The 16,781-nt window shown below is 59.3% G+C and carries 10 protein-coding genes; 2 read left to right on the top strand and 8 right to left on the bottom strand.

The window, feature by feature from the left end:
- Nucleotides 1-212: 212 nt before the first annotated feature.
- The 8 genes from AX692_RS14475 to AX692_RS14445 all read right to left on the bottom strand — a co-directional run bounded on the left by AX692_RS14475 (nucleotide 213) and on the right by AX692_RS14445 (nucleotide 15,091).
- Complete coding sequence (locus tag AX692_RS14475) at nucleotides 213-2,669, bottom strand: S8 family peptidase (protein ID WP_081095358.1); 2,457 nt, start codon at nucleotides 2,667-2,669, stop codon at nucleotides 213-215.
- Between the two features lie 21 nt (nucleotides 2,670-2,690).
- Entirely contained in the window at nucleotides 2,691-3,674 is a 984-nt protein-coding gene (locus tag AX692_RS14470) for an ATP-binding protein (RefSeq protein ID WP_073977742.1), read from the bottom strand.
- Between the two features lie 154 nt (nucleotides 3,675-3,828).
- Nucleotides 3,829-4,122 carry a protease inhibitor I42 family protein gene (locus AX692_RS20815; RefSeq protein WP_419470596.1) on the bottom strand — a complete coding sequence of 98 codons (294 nt, stop codon included), beginning with the start codon at nucleotides 4,120-4,122 and terminating at the stop codon, nucleotides 3,829-3,831.
- A gap of 16 nt (nucleotides 4,123-4,138) precedes the next feature.
- Nucleotides 4,139-4,948, bottom strand: coding sequence for a C1 family peptidase (locus AX692_RS19170; protein WP_081095356.1), 810 nt, complete (start codon nucleotides 4,946-4,948; stop codon nucleotides 4,139-4,141).
- Nucleotides 4,949-5,312: 364 nt separating this feature from the next.
- The gene (locus tag AX692_RS14460; RefSeq protein ID WP_073977740.1) at nucleotides 5,313-8,651 is read right to left on the bottom strand and encodes a DEAD/DEAH box helicase family protein; all 3,339 of its coding nucleotides are present in this window, start codon (nucleotides 8,649-8,651) and stop codon (nucleotides 5,313-5,315) included.
- Complete coding sequence (locus AX692_RS14455) at nucleotides 8,651-11,773, bottom strand: site-specific DNA-methyltransferase (protein WP_073977739.1); 3,123 nt, start codon at nucleotides 11,771-11,773, stop codon at nucleotides 8,651-8,653. The genes AX692_RS14460 and AX692_RS14455 overlap by 1 nt, the downstream gene beginning before the upstream one ends.
- A complete protein-coding gene (locus tag AX692_RS19760) occupies nucleotides 11,770-12,213 on the bottom strand; it encodes a hypothetical protein (RefSeq protein WP_155646329.1) in 444 nt (147 codons plus the stop codon). The genes AX692_RS14455 and AX692_RS19760 overlap by 4 nt, the downstream gene beginning before the upstream one ends.
- A gap of 85 nt (nucleotides 12,214-12,298) precedes the next feature.
- A complete protein-coding gene (locus AX692_RS14445; protein WP_196491802.1) occupies nucleotides 12,299-15,091 on the bottom strand; it encodes an SNF2-related protein in 2,793 nt (930 codons plus the stop codon).
- A 202-nt stretch (nucleotides 15,092-15,293) separates the two neighbouring features.
- Between AX692_RS14445 and AX692_RS14440 the strand changes: the two genes are divergently transcribed.
- Nucleotides 15,294-16,061, top strand: a complete 768-nt coding sequence (locus AX692_RS14440; protein WP_155646328.1) for a hypothetical protein — start codon at nucleotides 15,294-15,296, stop codon at nucleotides 16,059-16,061.
- A gap of 121 nt (nucleotides 16,062-16,182) precedes the next feature.
- The gene (locus AX692_RS14435; RefSeq protein WP_073977735.1) at nucleotides 16,183-16,770 is read left to right on the top strand and encodes a PIN domain-containing protein; all 588 of its coding nucleotides are present in this window, start codon (nucleotides 16,183-16,185) and stop codon (nucleotides 16,768-16,770) included.
- Nucleotides 16,771-16,781: the final 11 nt, after the last annotated feature.

Raw genomic sequence — 16,781 nt, 5'->3', positions numbered from 1 at the left:
CGGCCGTTTTCCCGAAACCGGCCATATGACGCCACGGTTTTCACCGGACGCTTACTCTGGTTGGGCTGAAGCTGCCCCTGTAATTCTGCCTTACCGTCCAAGCAGAAACACCGAATGACCGGCACTTGAGGTTAACGCCACAGTCCTTAAAGGCACATGTCCGTTCATGCCGACACAGCAGTGAATAGTCCCGGCGCCAGCACCGATATCCGCTAGATCAGGTTCTCGATTGCAATCTGCGCATCATTTTCGATGATGGTCGCGACCTCCTGATAGATCTGGGCGTCGACATCGGATTCGCTGGTTTCGATAGACACAACAAGCGAGTAAGGTAGCTTGCGCAACCAGCGCTCACCGCGCTTGCGATCGCCCCACCAGCCTTTTGCTGGCATCACCCCAATTCCGTCTTTCAGCAAGAGATCCGATGCCGGTCCCGTCCACACGTCATGATGAAGCGAACCCCGCCGGGCGTTGGTCGGCCCGATCGTGAAGCGATCATCCTCATCGAAATCGTCGCGCTCATAATCATCATCGCGGGCAAGCCGATTGACCCGGGCGATCGCCCGCTCGGGCGTCTCGTCTTCAATCCCCTTGAGGAAGAAACGAAGCTTGACCGAAGGATAGCGGTTTGCTTGCTGACGGGTCGAACGCGACGGATTGGGCTCGACGAAATAGGACAGAGTGACCCGCAGGCGCACTTCCTCGGGACCGAGCTCTTCCAGCGCTTCGCGCGGCCACGGTAAGTCATGCCACTTCATCTCACCGAGCGCGATCAGGTCGCTGGCGCCGCGGCGATAAGTTTGGATCTCGTCCTGCACGATCATCGTCAACGCATTATCGAGGCTGAGCAGGGCGCGTTCACGGTCGGGCTTGCCGAACCCAAAGCGCTGCAACAACTCCGCATAGTCGCCCCGCGACGGTCGCCGCGGCAAACGCGCGAGCATCGCCGGGGTCCAACGTGCAGAGTGAATCATCAGCGCGCGAACCGTCTGCGGCGTCGCATCTGGGTAGGCGGCCAGAATGGCGGCGGCGAGGCCACTCGCCGCCGCGGTCGCCGCGCTCGTCTCGCCCGTGCAGGTGAATCGATGCGCGGCAAAATCGCGGGCGGTGGTTACGATGCTCAAATGCGGCGCATGCAACGTCGCGATCCCATCGACATCGGTGACCCGATTTCCGCCCTCCATGACAATATCGGGCTTGTTGCACAGCGTCGGACGCACCCACGCGAGGCCCGTACGTGACGTCGGACAGAGATCACCCTCGCCGGCAATATGGCCGGCCGGCTCGTCATCTTCGACCAAATGCGTGCAGGCACCCACCGTCACCGCGTTGAGCGCTTGCGCCGGCGACCGCATCGGCGACGCGTCGTTCAGCGCGATATGATCATCGACCTCGTAAGGCTGCTCGTCGATGTTGCCCGCGGGCACGAAGAACAATCGCTGCTTACCCGGCCGCCCGAAGGCAAGCTGGTCGATCGTCGTCGACAGGCTCGAAGGTCGGCCGTCCGATCGTTCGCGCGGGACGCTCATCGACAGGGAATAGATCCGGTCGGCCTTGGCCGTCCGCTCAATAAGCCGCACCGCCTCACGCACCGACGTGCCCGGCAAGGGCTGTGCAACGCCGGGGACGCCAGGCGGCAGTACCGTCACGGACTCCAGTCGATGCGTGACCAGTACGGGGTCAACCCCCGCCAGGAGAGGAGCAAGATTTCCATACAATGCGACGCCGGCCATGCCAGTGCCATGACCGTGGTGATCGGTGGCATTCCATGCCGCATTGATAGTCAGGCAACGGTCAGACTCGAGAAACGGTGCCAAGAGGGGATGGGCGCGGCGCACGCCGCTGTCGAGCACGCAGACCCGCGGCGCATCTGCGTCCGGTTCGACAATGCGTTCCAGCAGACGGTTTGCCGCGGCCGCCTGCTGGCCTGGCGAAAGCTCGAGCAGTTGCGCCATGAACGAGGATGCCGCGCGCAATTCCGCGACAACCGGGACCTTGCGGATCAACTCACGCAGTTGCCGACGCGTGCAGTGGGCGCGCACCACGACCGCCTCGGGAAACACCAGGTGGCCACGTTCGATTCCGATGTCGAGCTCCGGCGCTGTGTCGCGTATCCAGTCCTCTGTCCCCGGTCGCAGCCAAAGCTCCCAGGCAAACATCTCGTCGATTGCCGGCAGATCGTCCTGATCGGTCCAGAGGTCACGCAAGGTAGCCAACCGGATCCGCTCGACCCGGTCGAAGAACTCCTCGTTGCTCGGCCGGGCGCCCACGCCCGGCTCGCTTTCCGCATAGGCTTCAGTAGCCCGCTTGAAGCGATCGGCCTTGGCCGCGCGCATGAACACATTGGCGGTCTGCTTGCCGTCGTTCACCTCGACCGACAGCAGATCGATACCCCGACGGGACGATTCGAAAAACTTGAGCGGCATCGGCGTCGCGCTTGGCGCTTCGAAACTCAGATAGAAGCCGCGCTCCGCTTCCGGCAGCAGTACCTGCTCGGCGATCCGCTGCGCATTCCGTGCGACGGCCGCTTCGACCGCGGCGACCAACGCCTCAGCGTGCGCTTTGCGGTCACCGCGCTGGACCCGGACAGTGCGCACAACGGGCGACACACCGCGGAATGGAATGCCGCGGCCCTTACGTCCAACAAAGAGATGCGGATGCTCCGCCATGCCGGCTACAAGAATCCTCGGCTAGATCGAATGACCCTGCCGGCGCTCGGAGAGCGCGCCGACAAGCAGGTCAGAGTCCAAACCGCCGTCATGGTCGAGCACTGCGATCCGTGCTGCATCGGCCGCACCTCGGGCGATGTCGCAATGCGACATGCCCTTGGTTTCCGCAATCAACCGATCCCAATCGAGCCCCTTCAGATTGAAGGTTGTCAGATTATTCTCGATCACCGCCCGTGCCTGAACTTCGTCGGGTAGCTCGTAACTGAAGATCGCGTCGAACCTGCGAAACAGGGCCTTGTCCAGCAACTTAGCGTGATTGGTCGCGGCCAGGATCAGACTAGTGCTGCGATCTTCCTCAAGGAATTTGAGGAAGGCCGTAGAAATCCGCCGGGCTTCGCCGACATCGTTAGGTGCCGAGCGTTCGGCGCCGAGCGCATCGAGCTCATCAAACAGATAGACGCCGCGATTGTTAGCGATGGATTCGAATACTAGGCGGAGCTTGGCTGCGCTTTCGCCCATGAATTTAGTGATGATGCCGTCAAGTTCGATCGTGAACAAAGGAAGCGACAGCTCGCCGGCAAGCGCTGCGGCGGTGCTCGTCTTGCCTGTGCCAGGCGGCCCGCTGAGCAGCAATTTGCGCCGCGGATTGAGGCCGTGGTCCTCGAGTTTCTCGCGCTGGCGCTGCTCCTTGACGATCCGCATCAGAGCCTCGTCGAGCCGTTCCGGCAGGACCAGAGAAGACAGCCGGATGCTCGGGAAGCTCGCCGTCAGGATCCCGGCCAGTTCACCGCGCGGGCGCACCATTGGAATGGGGTCGCGCGTGCGCTCGATCGATGCCGACTGATTGCGCGCCTCTTCGACAAGCGCGCGGAGCTCCTCCGCTACCTTGCTATGGCCCCGCTTGGCTGCGTCGGAAGCCAGCTGCAGCGCCACCTGCTCGAAACGACTGCTGTCCCCCCGCGTGTGGCTGCGGACAAGTGAAATGATCTGGGCGGCGCTGGCCACTAAACCCCCTGACGCGGCAGCCAAAAAGCTCTGCTACACTCTATGCATGAAGCTTCAAAGAGCTCCAAGTCTTTTGCGCAAGACCGAATCATTTTCGTACTTCCTGACTCACCCATCCTGTCGCTGCCACCGACGGCACCAACCGTTGAAGAAACTATCGAATTCTGAGTGTGACCACTCGGGTCTCGGCAGATTCAGGCTGCCAAGGCGCGCGTAATTCCAACTGTATGCTTATGTCGCCTGCGCGCCGCGGTGTCACCTGAAAGATGTCGGGTGCGGTACCGCCGAATGCCGCCGCCGGCCGCGCCGGAAGCCGCTTAACTTCAACCCCGTGTGCAGGTCGCGCTTCCCATCGATACCCGGTCGTGCCCACGCCGGGGAGGGCAAGCTCCAGCGTTCGCCCGATCTCGGCATCGACCGCCGATGTGCCTTTGGGGACATCCCGCATCATGGGCCGCTTGTCCTCACACTCTCTCGACCTCGATCCCGATGAACGGGAATTCTTGGTCAAGGCCGCATTGTCCGTATGCAATGCGGAACAGTCCATTTTCGCCCCAAGCTTCGGACCAGCTGTTCTTGCCGATCCAACACGAAGATTCGTCATCATAGCCGATGATGCAGACAGCATGGAGACCGACCTCGTCGCCGGTCGCGTGTTCATATATGCCGCCCGTGTAGTAGCGAAAATCATCATAGACCCGCATTCCCGCGATCACCGGTCCGCGCGCAACGGCGTAACGGCGATCTTCGGCGCTCAAGGCCGTCTGCCAGTTCGAGATCCGGATCGCTGCAGGGATCGCTGTGCATTTAGCATCGACCGCATAAGGAAGGTCGACCTCGAGGCCGACCCCCTCCGCGGCACGCTCAATCGCAGGGACGAAGTCCCATCCGCTCTCGCAGCAATCTCCACAGCCGCAGAAGAAAAGGTCGGCTTCCGACAGGTCGAGGGTCACGGCGTTGTCCTCAGCAATCGCCAGCGCGCTCTCCATGGCTGCGCAAGTGGCGAACGCAACACATGCCCCACACAGCCCTTGGAACTTCACGGGCGAAACGCGGCCGAGCTCGCGCCAGTCTATCTTGACCGGCCGCTTGGCCCGAAACGCATCAGGCGTAACTGTAGCGACCTTCAGGGCTTGGGCTTCCAGGTTCGCCGGCCGTAGACCGAACTGGCCGGGCGTCGCCGCGACCGCGGAGATTGGCGTGTCCCCGGCTTCCCAGCCAAGCCGCTTAGCGCTGATCGCGGTTTGAACGTCGGCAAGGTCAACCAATTTCATTGTCTCCTAATTATGTCTGGTCCGCACCATGGATGGTCAGGTTATGCGACCAGGATACGCCGATGAAAAGCGGGATCCCTCCGGCAGAGGAATTGGGCTGGAGCCAGCATCGTCGATGCGTTTGGATAGCCACACACCGCACGAATGGGACTGTCTTGCTGGCTCAGAATTTCTTCCGCTCCTGACGTCTGACCTTTGGGACTGTCAAACATGGCCAAAGATCAGACCATCCTCAGCTGCAGTCGGCTCTTGGAAGAATCTGCCGTTCAGCTTGCCATCTGGCAGAATCGGGAATGTCCCAAGTTTGGACTTGCAGCCGGGCCGCGCCCAATTGGCTCAGGGCGAAATGGGTGCGTTCAATCCCCTACCGGGACGCAGTGATGGCCCTGAATAGCTGGTCGATGTAGTCGCTGTTGTTCTTCTCCATAAAGAGGACATTCCTAACCTCGAGGTCCGCACGGTTCAGCCGTCGCGAGTTGAGCAGATCCCCAAAATCAGTTTCGGACAGGATGAATGCGTCCAAGCTGAGCGAGCCGTCGCCAATCTCTCGCTGGAGCTTCTTGACCTCCTGGAAGAGGCCAAACTTGGGGTCGTCAAGATCGAGGTTACGGATACCTTTGGGATCAAGAAAACTCAGGCTCTGATGGCCCGTTTCATCATCGACCAGCCACAGCAAGAAGTCGGGGTAGAAGTTGCCCGCAAGGGCGAAGCCAAGACCCTTTGCTTTGGTGTCGGCATTGCGGAGCAGGTACATACTCCGCTTCCCGATGGCCACCCTCCCCGCATCGGATTCGTAAAAGGCCATAAGGTCCTTCACGAACCTGACTTCACTTTCCGCGCCTAGGCCTAGCGGCCGCATCTTCAACGGGAGGGAGCCATCCTTTACCGGGCAGAGCAGCGGGTAAAACAGGTGACGGTCGAAGCTGATCGCGACCATGTTGGCCGCATGCCACTTGCTGGCTTCGCCGATGTTCCCGGCCGCAACAATCTCCTGCAGGGCCTTCAAACGGTTGAGGTAGGTTTCGCCCGCGTCACTGTTCTCGATCTCGAACTGGTATAGCTTGAGCATCGAGCCATGCTCTTCGGTCACCTCGTCGAGGTCGAAATACTGACCCTCGTAGGCCGCTTTCAGGCCCTGATAGAAACGATCAGTGTAGTCGCAAAGCAGCTGAAGCAGGACGTCCTGGAGCTTCAAGATCGTCGTGAACCCCGAGAATGTCAGCTCACTCGCTGGCATGAACAACGTGTACCAGTCGTCGCGGCTCTCGCAGAATTGGCGAAGCCGGGCCTTTTCGAGGCGGAGATTGCTCCAGCTCTTCTGCAGCTTGTACTGCTGCAGCGACAGGAAAAGGCGGTCCCAATCGAACATGGACATGATGGCACGGTCGATCTTGCCGGCATTGCGGGCATTACCGTCATCCGCCTGCCCCTTGCCATCTGAGGCCATAGCCTCAACGCGTGGGTAGAGGTCCAGCGTGACATGCGGCGGCTTGATCTTGCCTTCGAATTCCGCAGGCACCTCGTAGAGCCATGGGAAATGGACTCGCTTGAACCCCTTGGCCTGATTGTCCTTGTAGCCATCGCGCAGTTTGAGCGTTTTCAGGCGCCTGCCAGTCGGCAGGTTGCTGCGGGTCGGAAAATCCAGCGTGATGATCTCGTCGCTAGGCGTGATTCCTTCCTCGATAAGGTATTCGCGGAAGGTGGCCATGTAGTCGGCCCGCACCCCGAAAATGTTGAGCGCCTCCAGCTTTTCCAGGTAGCTTCCCTTCGGCCGTTCGGTCGGCAGTGAGCGTTTCAGCGACATGTCACGCCCCTTCAGTCGGACGCCGCGGCCGAAGAGCTGGATGATCTGGGAGCCCTCGCCCCGCCCCATATTGAGCAGGCCCATGGTGGACACCCGCCAGCTCGACCACCCCTCGGTGAATTTGCGTGAGCCGACCAGCATCGACATGCGGCTTTCAGGCAGGTTGATCTGATGAAACAGGCTGCCTGCGAAGTCGTGGCTTTCGGTGTCGAAACCGGTCTCGGCCTCGTCTGCGGTTTTGAAGAAGCCGCTATCATCACCGATGTTGATCAGGCCGAATGGCTCTGAGCTGCCGACACGCAGCGCCAGTTCGCCCTTGCTGCTCTTGAGGTTGATGAGCTTCAGGCGCTGGCGTGATTCCGCATTGAAGACGCGGCGCAGAATGTCGGCGTAAACGGCATCGGCATCTTGCCCGAGAAGTGGCGTGAAGCGCCCGGCGAAGATGCTGCGCCCCTTGGTATCGAGCAATTGGGCGCGGTCGGCAATCAGCTCTGCGATCCAGCCTTTGGCGCGTTCGTCATTGTTCAAAAACCCGGCGAGGAAGCCGAGCACCGCCATCAGGTCGCTCTCTTCCCCGGCGACGGTATGGCCGACAAACACCCAGAGCGGCCGCTCGATGTTGAAATCGGCCATGATCGGCCGCTTCGTCTCCCACAGGTAGAGCTGCTGGTAGAACGCTAGCAGGCACGCCGTGAAGTAAAGCGCGCGGGTATCCTCATCGCGGTCATCCGCCAGGTTGAGGATCAGGTGCTCCTTGCCGTAGCCATCGGCGTAGAAGAACTTGTAGCTGTAGTCGAACAGGATCGCCTTGGCGTAGGTTTCCTTCACGGCATCGCTGCGCGCCCGCTTCTGCTCGGCAAGGCTGAGGCTCAGCTGCGCCTTTTCGTCGCCTGTGAGGGTGCGCCATTGGCGATCCGGGAAGATCCGTTTGGCCTTCTTTTTCAGCAACTCCTCCTCGGCCTTCTCGACTGTCATGCCCTTGCCGACGGCCTGCGAGAATGTTGCGCTGTATTCGAAGGCGAAGCCCTTGCTGACCAGCTTCTCGCGGCGGGCGAGCCACGCGCCTGCGCCGCTGCTGGTGCCGCGATGGCCTTCATCGACCAGCACGAGATTGTCGCCCTCGAAGGCGTCCACGGCGACCGTTTTGTCGCCGCCCTCGTCCCCGAGCTTGTTGACGTCGATCACCTCGATCGTGCCGGGGAAGTCCGGCGCGCGGTTCTTGTCGAACAGGCGGTGGAACGAGAAGCCGGAGAGCGACAGCTCCTCAAGGTGCTGGCGGGACAGGCCCTCATTTGGGGTGAGGATGATGATCTTGTCGGGATAAGCGCCCGAGCCGACGCCCGCATTCCCGCCACGGTAATAGTGCAGATACTGACGGATATTGACGTGGAGCAGCAGCGTCTTGCCGCTGCCGGTCGCGCTCCAATAGGCGATCTTGTTGAGGTCGTCTGCGGTGTAGGGGCGGAATGGTTCGGCCCCCTCTTCCACCAGGTAAGCCTTCAGCTCGTCGTTCAAGCCATTGAGAAGATCCTGCCGACGGTTGAAATACCAGTCGAGGTAGATCTCGCTGAACAGCAGGCTGAGGTACTGAAAGTACTTCATCGTCAGCACCGCGCCCTCGGCGACGTTTCGCTTTTCGGTGATAGCCTTCCAGTGCCCGACGATATTCAGGTCATAGCGGCGCAGCTCGGCATTGCTGATGCGGTCGTACTCGAACAGGTCACGCACCAGTTCGTGGAAGAACCGCGTCTGCCCATCATCGTCCAGCCCCTCGTGCCGGTCGGCGCCCAGGCGCTCCTTGAGAACAGCGAGGCTCTTCCCCCGGAAGTGGGAGAGCATCCAGCGATTGAGCACCAGCTCCTGATGGAAGCTGCGACGTCTTTGCGGTGTGCGCGCCATCAGGCATCCGCCACATCGAACATGCGGGCAAGGAACTCCGGCTCGATCTGCCGAATGTTCAGTTCCTTCTCCGCGCCGCCATCGGCCTCACTGGCCTGCAGCTTCGTGGGTAGGTTGTGATCGCCGTTGACGTAGACCACGTCATACTCTTTGTCGCCCGGGTTGATGGCGAGGCGCCCGCACAGCTTGGTCAGCCCATCGTAATCGACCTTCTCGCAATCGCGCCACAGGATAAGGGTGCGCTTGCCATCAGGCAGCGTGCCTTCAACCGTGGCGAAGCCGCGCGCGAGCTGGATGTCGATCGTCTTGACCGTGAGCCCGATCAGGTAATTGAACGTCTCCACCAGGTCGACCTTGGTGCGCCGGGTCGCACCGGCGCTGTCGACCGCGATGTCCAGTTCGTAGTCGAACGGCTTGGCGAAATCCTCGACCGAGAGCAGCGATGCACGGGCTTCCACATCGAGCATGTAGCGCATCACATATTCATCGCGCGCACCCGGCCCCATCCGTTCGAGCAGGCCTTGCTGTCCGGGGTCACGCCTTAGCGTCAGGTTGTTAAGGGCGTCCTCGTAGCTTTCGATCTTTAACACCTTGAAGGCGTGGCTGATCCCAGCATTGGTCGTGGGTTGGCCAGCCTTCCAATCCGAAGAGTAAACGGCCTTCTGAATTCTCGGCTTTAGCACGCCATCGAAATATTCCCCTTGGTCAACAAGAACGTATCGACGACTTCCAGAATCATGACGGTTGAGGGAAATGGTCGCGTGTCCAGTTGTTCCGGACCCAGCAAAGTAATCGATGACCAGCGAGTCGGGTTCGGTTAGGCCAGAGACCCGCAAACAATCCTCAACGGCAAAAGGGGACTTGGCGAATGAGAAGACGGCAGAATCGCCAAACATAGCTGTAAGAGTAGCGCTACCATACTCCCGAGCCGCATATGTGTTCTTGTCCCACCAGGATCTGGGGAGAACACCCTCATTGGGTGTATGACGACGGAAAACCGCTAGCTGCCCAGTCCGGTCACGGCGAGCTTCAAGATCCGCCATGTTCTCCTGGGCGGACGTGTGGTTTAAGCTCCAGATCCGTTCTCGTCCTTTGTCGTCAAAAGGCAAAACTTCGACCTCCCCATCCTTCGGGAGGTCTAGCACTTTCCATTCGCGCTCGACGGGGAGCCATTCCAGCTGCGGAATCCGAATAGTTAAAGATGCTTCGTCAACATAGATCGGATAGTACTGCTTCGGCCTAGCCACACGATATGTTACGGCACCCCCGTCCTTTCGGAAATTGCGCCAATCAACATGCTTCCCATCTTCGATTGTAAAGCGGTCAAGTTGCTTCTCCGACCGAGGCAGCCTCTCAAGCTTTGCTTCGTCCGAGTTGCCGTAAAAAAGTGCGTACTCGTGGCAAACAGAGATCCCTGAAACCGTCGACCGACCCGATGGATTATTGCGGATCATGACGCTGCCGATCTGCAAGTCAGGTCCAAACGTTTGGTCGAGTAAGTAAGCTAACTCATGGACTTGATAATCATCGATTGTAATACAAAAGACACCGTCGGGCTCCAAAAGCCCCTTGGATGCGTCGATCCGTGATGACATCAGCGTCATCCAAGATGAATTGCGCAATTCATTCTTGTAAGCAATCGGTCCGGCATCGGTATTATATGGCGGATCAACATAGATCGCAGTAGCAGATGATCGATAGCGATTTTCCAACAGTCGCAGAGCTTGGAAATTGTCGCCATGGACGAGCAGACCATCCACGCTGGCATCTAGATCGGGAATAGCCTTGAGCAGATCGGCGCGGAAATTAGCGTCAAACAGCGCCGTATCCATCATCAGATAGGGCTGGGCATTAAGGTCAGCAGCGGTGCCGGGTGCGGAGCTGTCGCGCATGCCCAGATCGTGCCACTGCGCCCATTGTGCGGGGTTGGCTGCGATCCGATCATAGAGGGCCTCGGGCACCCGATCGAGCGTGACGCAGTAATGCGCGGCCACGACAAACTTCTTCTTCAGCCACAGCTTCTTCTGGAAATCCTCGATGCTGGCGAGGAAGGTGATCAGATCCTGTGCAATAGCGCGCAGGCACTGGATCATCCGCAGGTTGGCTTCGATCGCAGCGAAGCTCTTGGCGTCCTGCACATCGTCGAGGTTCATCACCTCGTTCTTGATGTAGAAATCGAGCTCGCGGCGCAGGAACGTGCCGAGGTCCTTGTGGATGAAATAGTCGGCCGTGTTCTTCTGGGTATAGGTCGTCAGGTGCTTTTCCAGAACGGTGCGCTGCGGGTTCTTGTCCGTCGGCGCGCGGGTGGTCAGGTCAAGCCAATTCGCCTTGACCGTCTCATCAGCCAGCACGGCCTGCACCGCGGCATCGACCAAACTTTCCTGCTTTGTCTTGGCCGGGAACGCCCGGTATTCGAACCGGATAACGAGATCGCCGTCTTCCTCGGCAATGGGGACGATCTCTTCCTCGTAAGGCTCGCCCTCATCATCGACGCGGGTGACGGTGCGCGCCTCGGCCAACGCGAAGCGGCGGTCCTTGTCGTTGTCCTTACGATTGTCCTTGGCGGTGTCCGCAGCGATCAGAAGGAACCGAACAGCGCGCCCATCGGACAGCTTAAAGCCGTAATTGCTGAACGCCTCGCCGGACTTGGTGTAGTACTGGTCCTTGTTTGCCCAGTGCAGCACCACCTCTTCCCCAGCATAGGGGATGGCATAGGTGTCCCCCTTGTACCGGCGCTGGCTGATGAAATCGCCCTTGTCGTAGTAGCGCGAGAAGAACGCCAGCAGGTGCGAGAAGACGGCGTTCTCGTGATCGGATGCGCCGGATGAGGCGTTTGCAATCGCCGCGCGCAGTTCCTTGACCTTGGGTGCAGACTCTGGGTCGACGCCGGCAGAGGTCAGGGCCTTGATCGTTTCATCGAGTTCGCGCTGCTGCGCTTCCATGTTGGCCGCAGAGCCTGTGGCCAGCGCCGCCTCCACCTGCTCCCGCAGCCGCTTGGTCAGGTATTCGTTGATCTCGTCCGCGCGGGCATTGAGGATGCGGTAGACGCCGAAATCCAGCTCCGGCCGGTCAATCTGGAAAATCTCGCGCAGCTTGGTGACGAGTTCGTCGAATTTGCTCACATTCGCTCCTTGGGGGACGCTGGCAGCCCTGGCTCGGACGGTGCCCTTGGTCGTCGACGCTTAGCTACAGTGTCGACCGCATTCTGCAACCGTTCGAGGTCGCCGTCCGGTATGGTATGACGGTGAAGCACAAGCACATCAATCACTTCGTCAATCAGTTCTGAGAGCGAGAATTCTTCATTCCGAATGGATATGTGCCCGGCCTCACTTTGAATCCGCCGGGGCCAGAAGCTGGCAGTCTCGATCGCAGACCAATCAAAATCTGGCGAGCGATCCTTATCGCGCGAGAGCTTTCCGCTTTGATTTACCCGGATTGGGAACTGCGTAGCGACACGTCGTGCAATGACGAACCGGACTTCCCTGTCCGTCACGAGCTCGAGCAGTTGTTGAACCTGCGTCACGTCACCATGTCTCGCAAAGTGTTGCAGAGCTGCGCGCATGGCGTCCTCATAGGCCTTGCGATAATTCGGATCTCGCGGATACCACCCAAGGTCTAACGGTTTGGTTGGCATAGGACGAGGACTCTCAGACAACAGACCAACGGATGGTGAAAAGCGTTGCGGACTGCGTGCGCTGAGCCATACGCCTTTGCAGCGCATCGATCATGCTGTCCCGACGTTCGGAAATTTCGTCTTCAACGTCAAAGATTTCCTGCCGCTGCTTGCGCTGCTTCCGTTCCAATTCCTGCAGCTTCCTCTGCGCCTCGTGCTCCTCCTCGACCGTGGCGGCATTGCGGGCCTGGCGCCGCATCGCCTTGATTTGCTCCTTGGTATCCTTGAGCGCCCGTTCGGCTGCGAAGATCTTGTCTTCTGCCCACTGCTCCAACTTTTCGCGCGCGTGTGCAAAATGCTTGCCGCTAGCCTCGGCAGCCTGATTGAGCGTGGCTTTTTCAAGGCGGTCTGCGCCAGCCTGAAGCCGGGCGGCGATGCCATCCGGCACCGAGATCGGACGCACCACGGTCGCGCCGATGGAAAACATCTTGTCGCAGACCTCGGCCTCGAGCGAGCGCCCATCATCGTCCATGCCCGAGAGGAGGAGATGTTCCTCGTCCTCGAAGGCAGAAATGGTCAGCCGACGCAGGGTCAGCCACCCGCTGCTCCCCCGCAATTCCTCCATAACCGCATTGCGAACCGGATGACCGCTGACGTCGAAGTGCAGTTCGGCGGTGGGTGTTGGAAGCGCCTTCGCCGCATCGAGCACATGCTCACCCAACGGATGGGAGAGCCGGTACAAGAAGTTCCCGTGGGAGTTCGCCTCCAAACCGTCTTCGCGCAGCTTGGAAATCAGGTGGTATCGGCCTCGGGGGATTTCGGGTGCTGGTGGCTGGCGCAAATCGAAGGTCAGGCTGGCTGGGTCGAACTGCGCTGCCGCGTCGAGGATATGGCGAGTGACGTCCCAGAATTTGCTGCTGATCCGGTCAAGCTGGGCCTTGGTCTCGTTCAGACGCAGCCTCAGCCGGGCGTGAACATCTTCATCAAAATGCTCCAGCAGCGTGGCGCGGGTTTCGTCCATGCGGGACGCGATTTGCTCCTCAAGCTCGGCCTGCAAGGCATCAAAGGCCGACTTGATCTCGTCCTCGGTCCGGCACTTCTCGTAGATCGCCAGGATCCGGCGCTCAAAATCGACACCTGACTCGATCGCGCCGAGCACCTCGTCCGACGCGCCGAACACGCCATCGAACAGCTTGAACTTGTCGCGGAGCAATTCATGCACCCGCATATCAACCGCGTTGCGCTCGTTGAGAAAGTTTATGACGATGACGTCGTGGGTCTGGCCATAGCGGTGACAACGTCCGATCCGCTGCTCGATCCGCTGCGGATTCCAAGGTAGATCGTAGTTGATGACCATCGAGCAGAACTGGAGGTTGACGCCCTCGGCCGCCGCCTCGGTAGCGATCATGATGTCGGCATGGTCGCGGAAATAGTCAATCAAGGCGCTGCGCATGTCGATCGCACGAGACCCGGTGGAGCGGCCGCTATCGGCATTTTCGGCGATCCAGCGCTCGTAGATCGCTTGATTGTCCTCGCCAGCATTGGTGCCGCTGAAGCTGACGACCTTCCCTCGGTGGCCGTTTTCTTCGAGGAACCGTTTGAGATAATCCTGGGTCCGACGAGACTCGGTGAAGATCAGCGCTTTGCGCTTGGCGCCCATTTCAGCCTGCTTGGCGAACCCGATCTCCAACGCCTTCTGGAGCGCAAAAGTCTTGCTGTCGGTTTGGATCGCCTTCGCCCGGTCAACCAGAGCGGCAATCTCCTCGGTTTCCTTGCGCAACTTGATCGGTTGGATGACCATCTCTTGATCTTCCCGGTCGCTCTCCGCTTCCCATTCCTCGAGCAACTCAGGCTCGAACTCCTCATCTTCGAGAAGGGCCTCGATCAGGTCGCTGCCTGAATCGGACTCGCTTTTGCGGAGGTCCTCGAGCCGAGATTTCATGGTCGAGAGGGTCCCGGCAATTGCGACCGACGATGACGCGAGCAACTTTCGCATCACCAGCACCGTGAGATGCCTTTGCCGATCCGGCACCGAATACGTCCCCTCTTCCTCAAGGAATTTCGTGACCAGATCGTAGAGCTCCTGCTCGGCATCAGTGGGATAGAATGGCTGGGTCAGGGCATGCCTTGCCGTGTAGCGAACGTACTCCATGACCTGTCGGCGCAAGGTTCGCTTGCAGAATTCGGTCAGGCGGCCACGCAGTTCCGCGATGCTGCCGCCCGCGTTCATGTACTTCGCGCGAAAGGCATATTGGTCGCCAAACAGTTCCTCATCGATCAACGTCGACAGGCCATAAAGTTCAAGCAAGCTGTTCTGCAGCGGAGTGGCCGTCAGCAGAAGCTTCTTGCGACCTTCGGTTGCCCACCGGATAGCCTGCCCAAGCCGATTGCTCTGCCTGTAGGCGTTCCGCAATTTGTGTGCCTCGTCGATCACCACGAGGTCCCATGCGATCGCACGTACCTCGTCCTGCAGCCTCGCCGCGTAATGATAGGACGTGATCAGCACAGCCTTCTGCTCAAGAGGCCAAGCATGACCTTCCCGGCGAAGCTCGCGGTAGGTTTTTGCGTCCAGAACGAACGCTGGGAGGTTGAACTTCTCTTGAAGCTCATTCGCCCATTGCTGGCGAATGGCGGCGGGGCAGACGATGATCAGGCGTCGCTTGCGCTCCGCCCACTTCTGGCAGAGAACGATCCCCGCCTCGATGGTTTTGCCTAAACCTACCTCATCAGCAAGAATGACACCCTGAGACAAAGGCGATTGCAGTGCAAAGGTTGCGGCTTCGATTTGGTGCGGGTTGAGGTCGACCGATGCGTCGAACAACGACATCGATAGATTATCCTCAGCACCGGAGGGCGCCTGGCGGGTCACCTGGTACGAAAAAAGTCGGGCGTGGTAATCGGTAATCCGCATCCGCCTTGGGTAGCATGGACTATAAATCAGACCAGCCCCCGAAACTAATCAACCGTAAGAAGGCCTTCGTACCGCAGCCTTTTCGGCGCCTAATCTCGATAGTCAGCGAAAGGATCCCGTGCCCTACACTCCGGATGAGATTGACCAGCTTTTTGCCGAGCGCTTGGAATGGACGGATCGGTGTCGCGATCTGACTGCGACTACCATTACCCGCCCGTATAGCAGTCAACGTGCCAGAGAGTTCGGCTTGCATGGCCTGAGCAGACGTCTCAACATGCTCGATCACTGCATTGACCGTGTTTTCGAATCCATCCCACCGGACGAAGCATACCCATCACGCGTATCGCTCATGGACTCTACGGCATTCATTCAGACTTTCGTAATTAACGTGTACGGCGCGATCGAAAACTTGGCACACATCTGGTGCGCCGAGTGCGATGTCAGAGACAAGCACAAGCGCTCGCTCGCCCCGAAGCGGATTGGACTAAGGCCGGAAAATGAGATTGTCTGGAATTCTTTACCCGCGGACCTTCAGGCCTACCTTGCAGAGCATCAACAATGGTTTTCTTATCTTGAGAACTATAGGCATGCGCTTGCACACCGCATTCCACTATATATTCCGCCACGGCAACTTGGGAGCACCGACCAACACGACTTCGCTGCTATCGAAGCTCAACGCAGCGCAGCCGCTGCAGAAGGCGACTGGATCCGTTTCGATGAACTAGGAGGCGTGCAAGACCGGCTTGGCTCCTTCGAACCGCAGATAATGCATTCCTATGGCGAAGCCGCGCAGCCGGTGCGCTTTCATGCCCAGCTCATCTGCGACATAGCCACGGTGGTGGAGATAGGCGAGCGCCTTTTCCGGCAGATCGATACCCTTCGCTGATAGCAGACGCCAATGCCGCGTATCCCAGAAGCCTGTTCCGCGAGACTGTCTTAGCCAGGCTAAAATCCTATTTTTCGTGGCAATTGTTGCGCCTAACGTGACAGCCAGTTTGGGAGGCATCATGCTGAGAATTCTGATCGACACCTGCGTCTGGCTCGACATTGCCAGGGACTATCGCCACCTCAAGACACTAGACGTGCTCATCGACCTCATCCGCGATGGCAGGGTCGAACTAGTCGTGCCTCAACAGACGCTGGACGAGTTCAAACGGAACAAGGGGCGCATCGTCAAGGAGACCAGCCAAGGCATCAGCGCGGTTTTCAAGCGGGTCAGTGATGCAATCCGCGAACATGGAGAAGTGGAAGGCCGTGACACCTTGCTTCAGCGGTTAGGCGATATGGATTACCGCATTGGCAAACAGGGAGAATATGCCAATCTCAACATCGATCGCATTGAGAAGCTGCTGGCCAACGGAGCAATCGTTCAGACTTCGGACGACGTGAAAATAAGGGCGGCGCAACGCGCAATCGATAAGGTCTGCCCGTTTCACAAAAACAAGAACAGCATCGCGGATGCGGTGTTGTTGGAAATCTACCACGACATGCTGATTGGCAAGGACGACGAGGAGCACCTCGCCTTCGTGACCCACAACAAGCACGACTTCTCGTATCCATCCGGTGAAGGCCGCATGATGCTGGCCGGCGCGTAGCCGGGTTTAGG

Origin of the sequence: Erythrobacter donghaensis, from assembly GCF_001557325.1 — a bacterium.
Classification (GTDB): Bacteria; Pseudomonadota; Alphaproteobacteria; order Sphingomonadales; family Sphingomonadaceae; genus Erythrobacter; species Erythrobacter donghaensis_B.
This window is presented reverse-complemented; position numbering and strand designations above follow the sequence as displayed.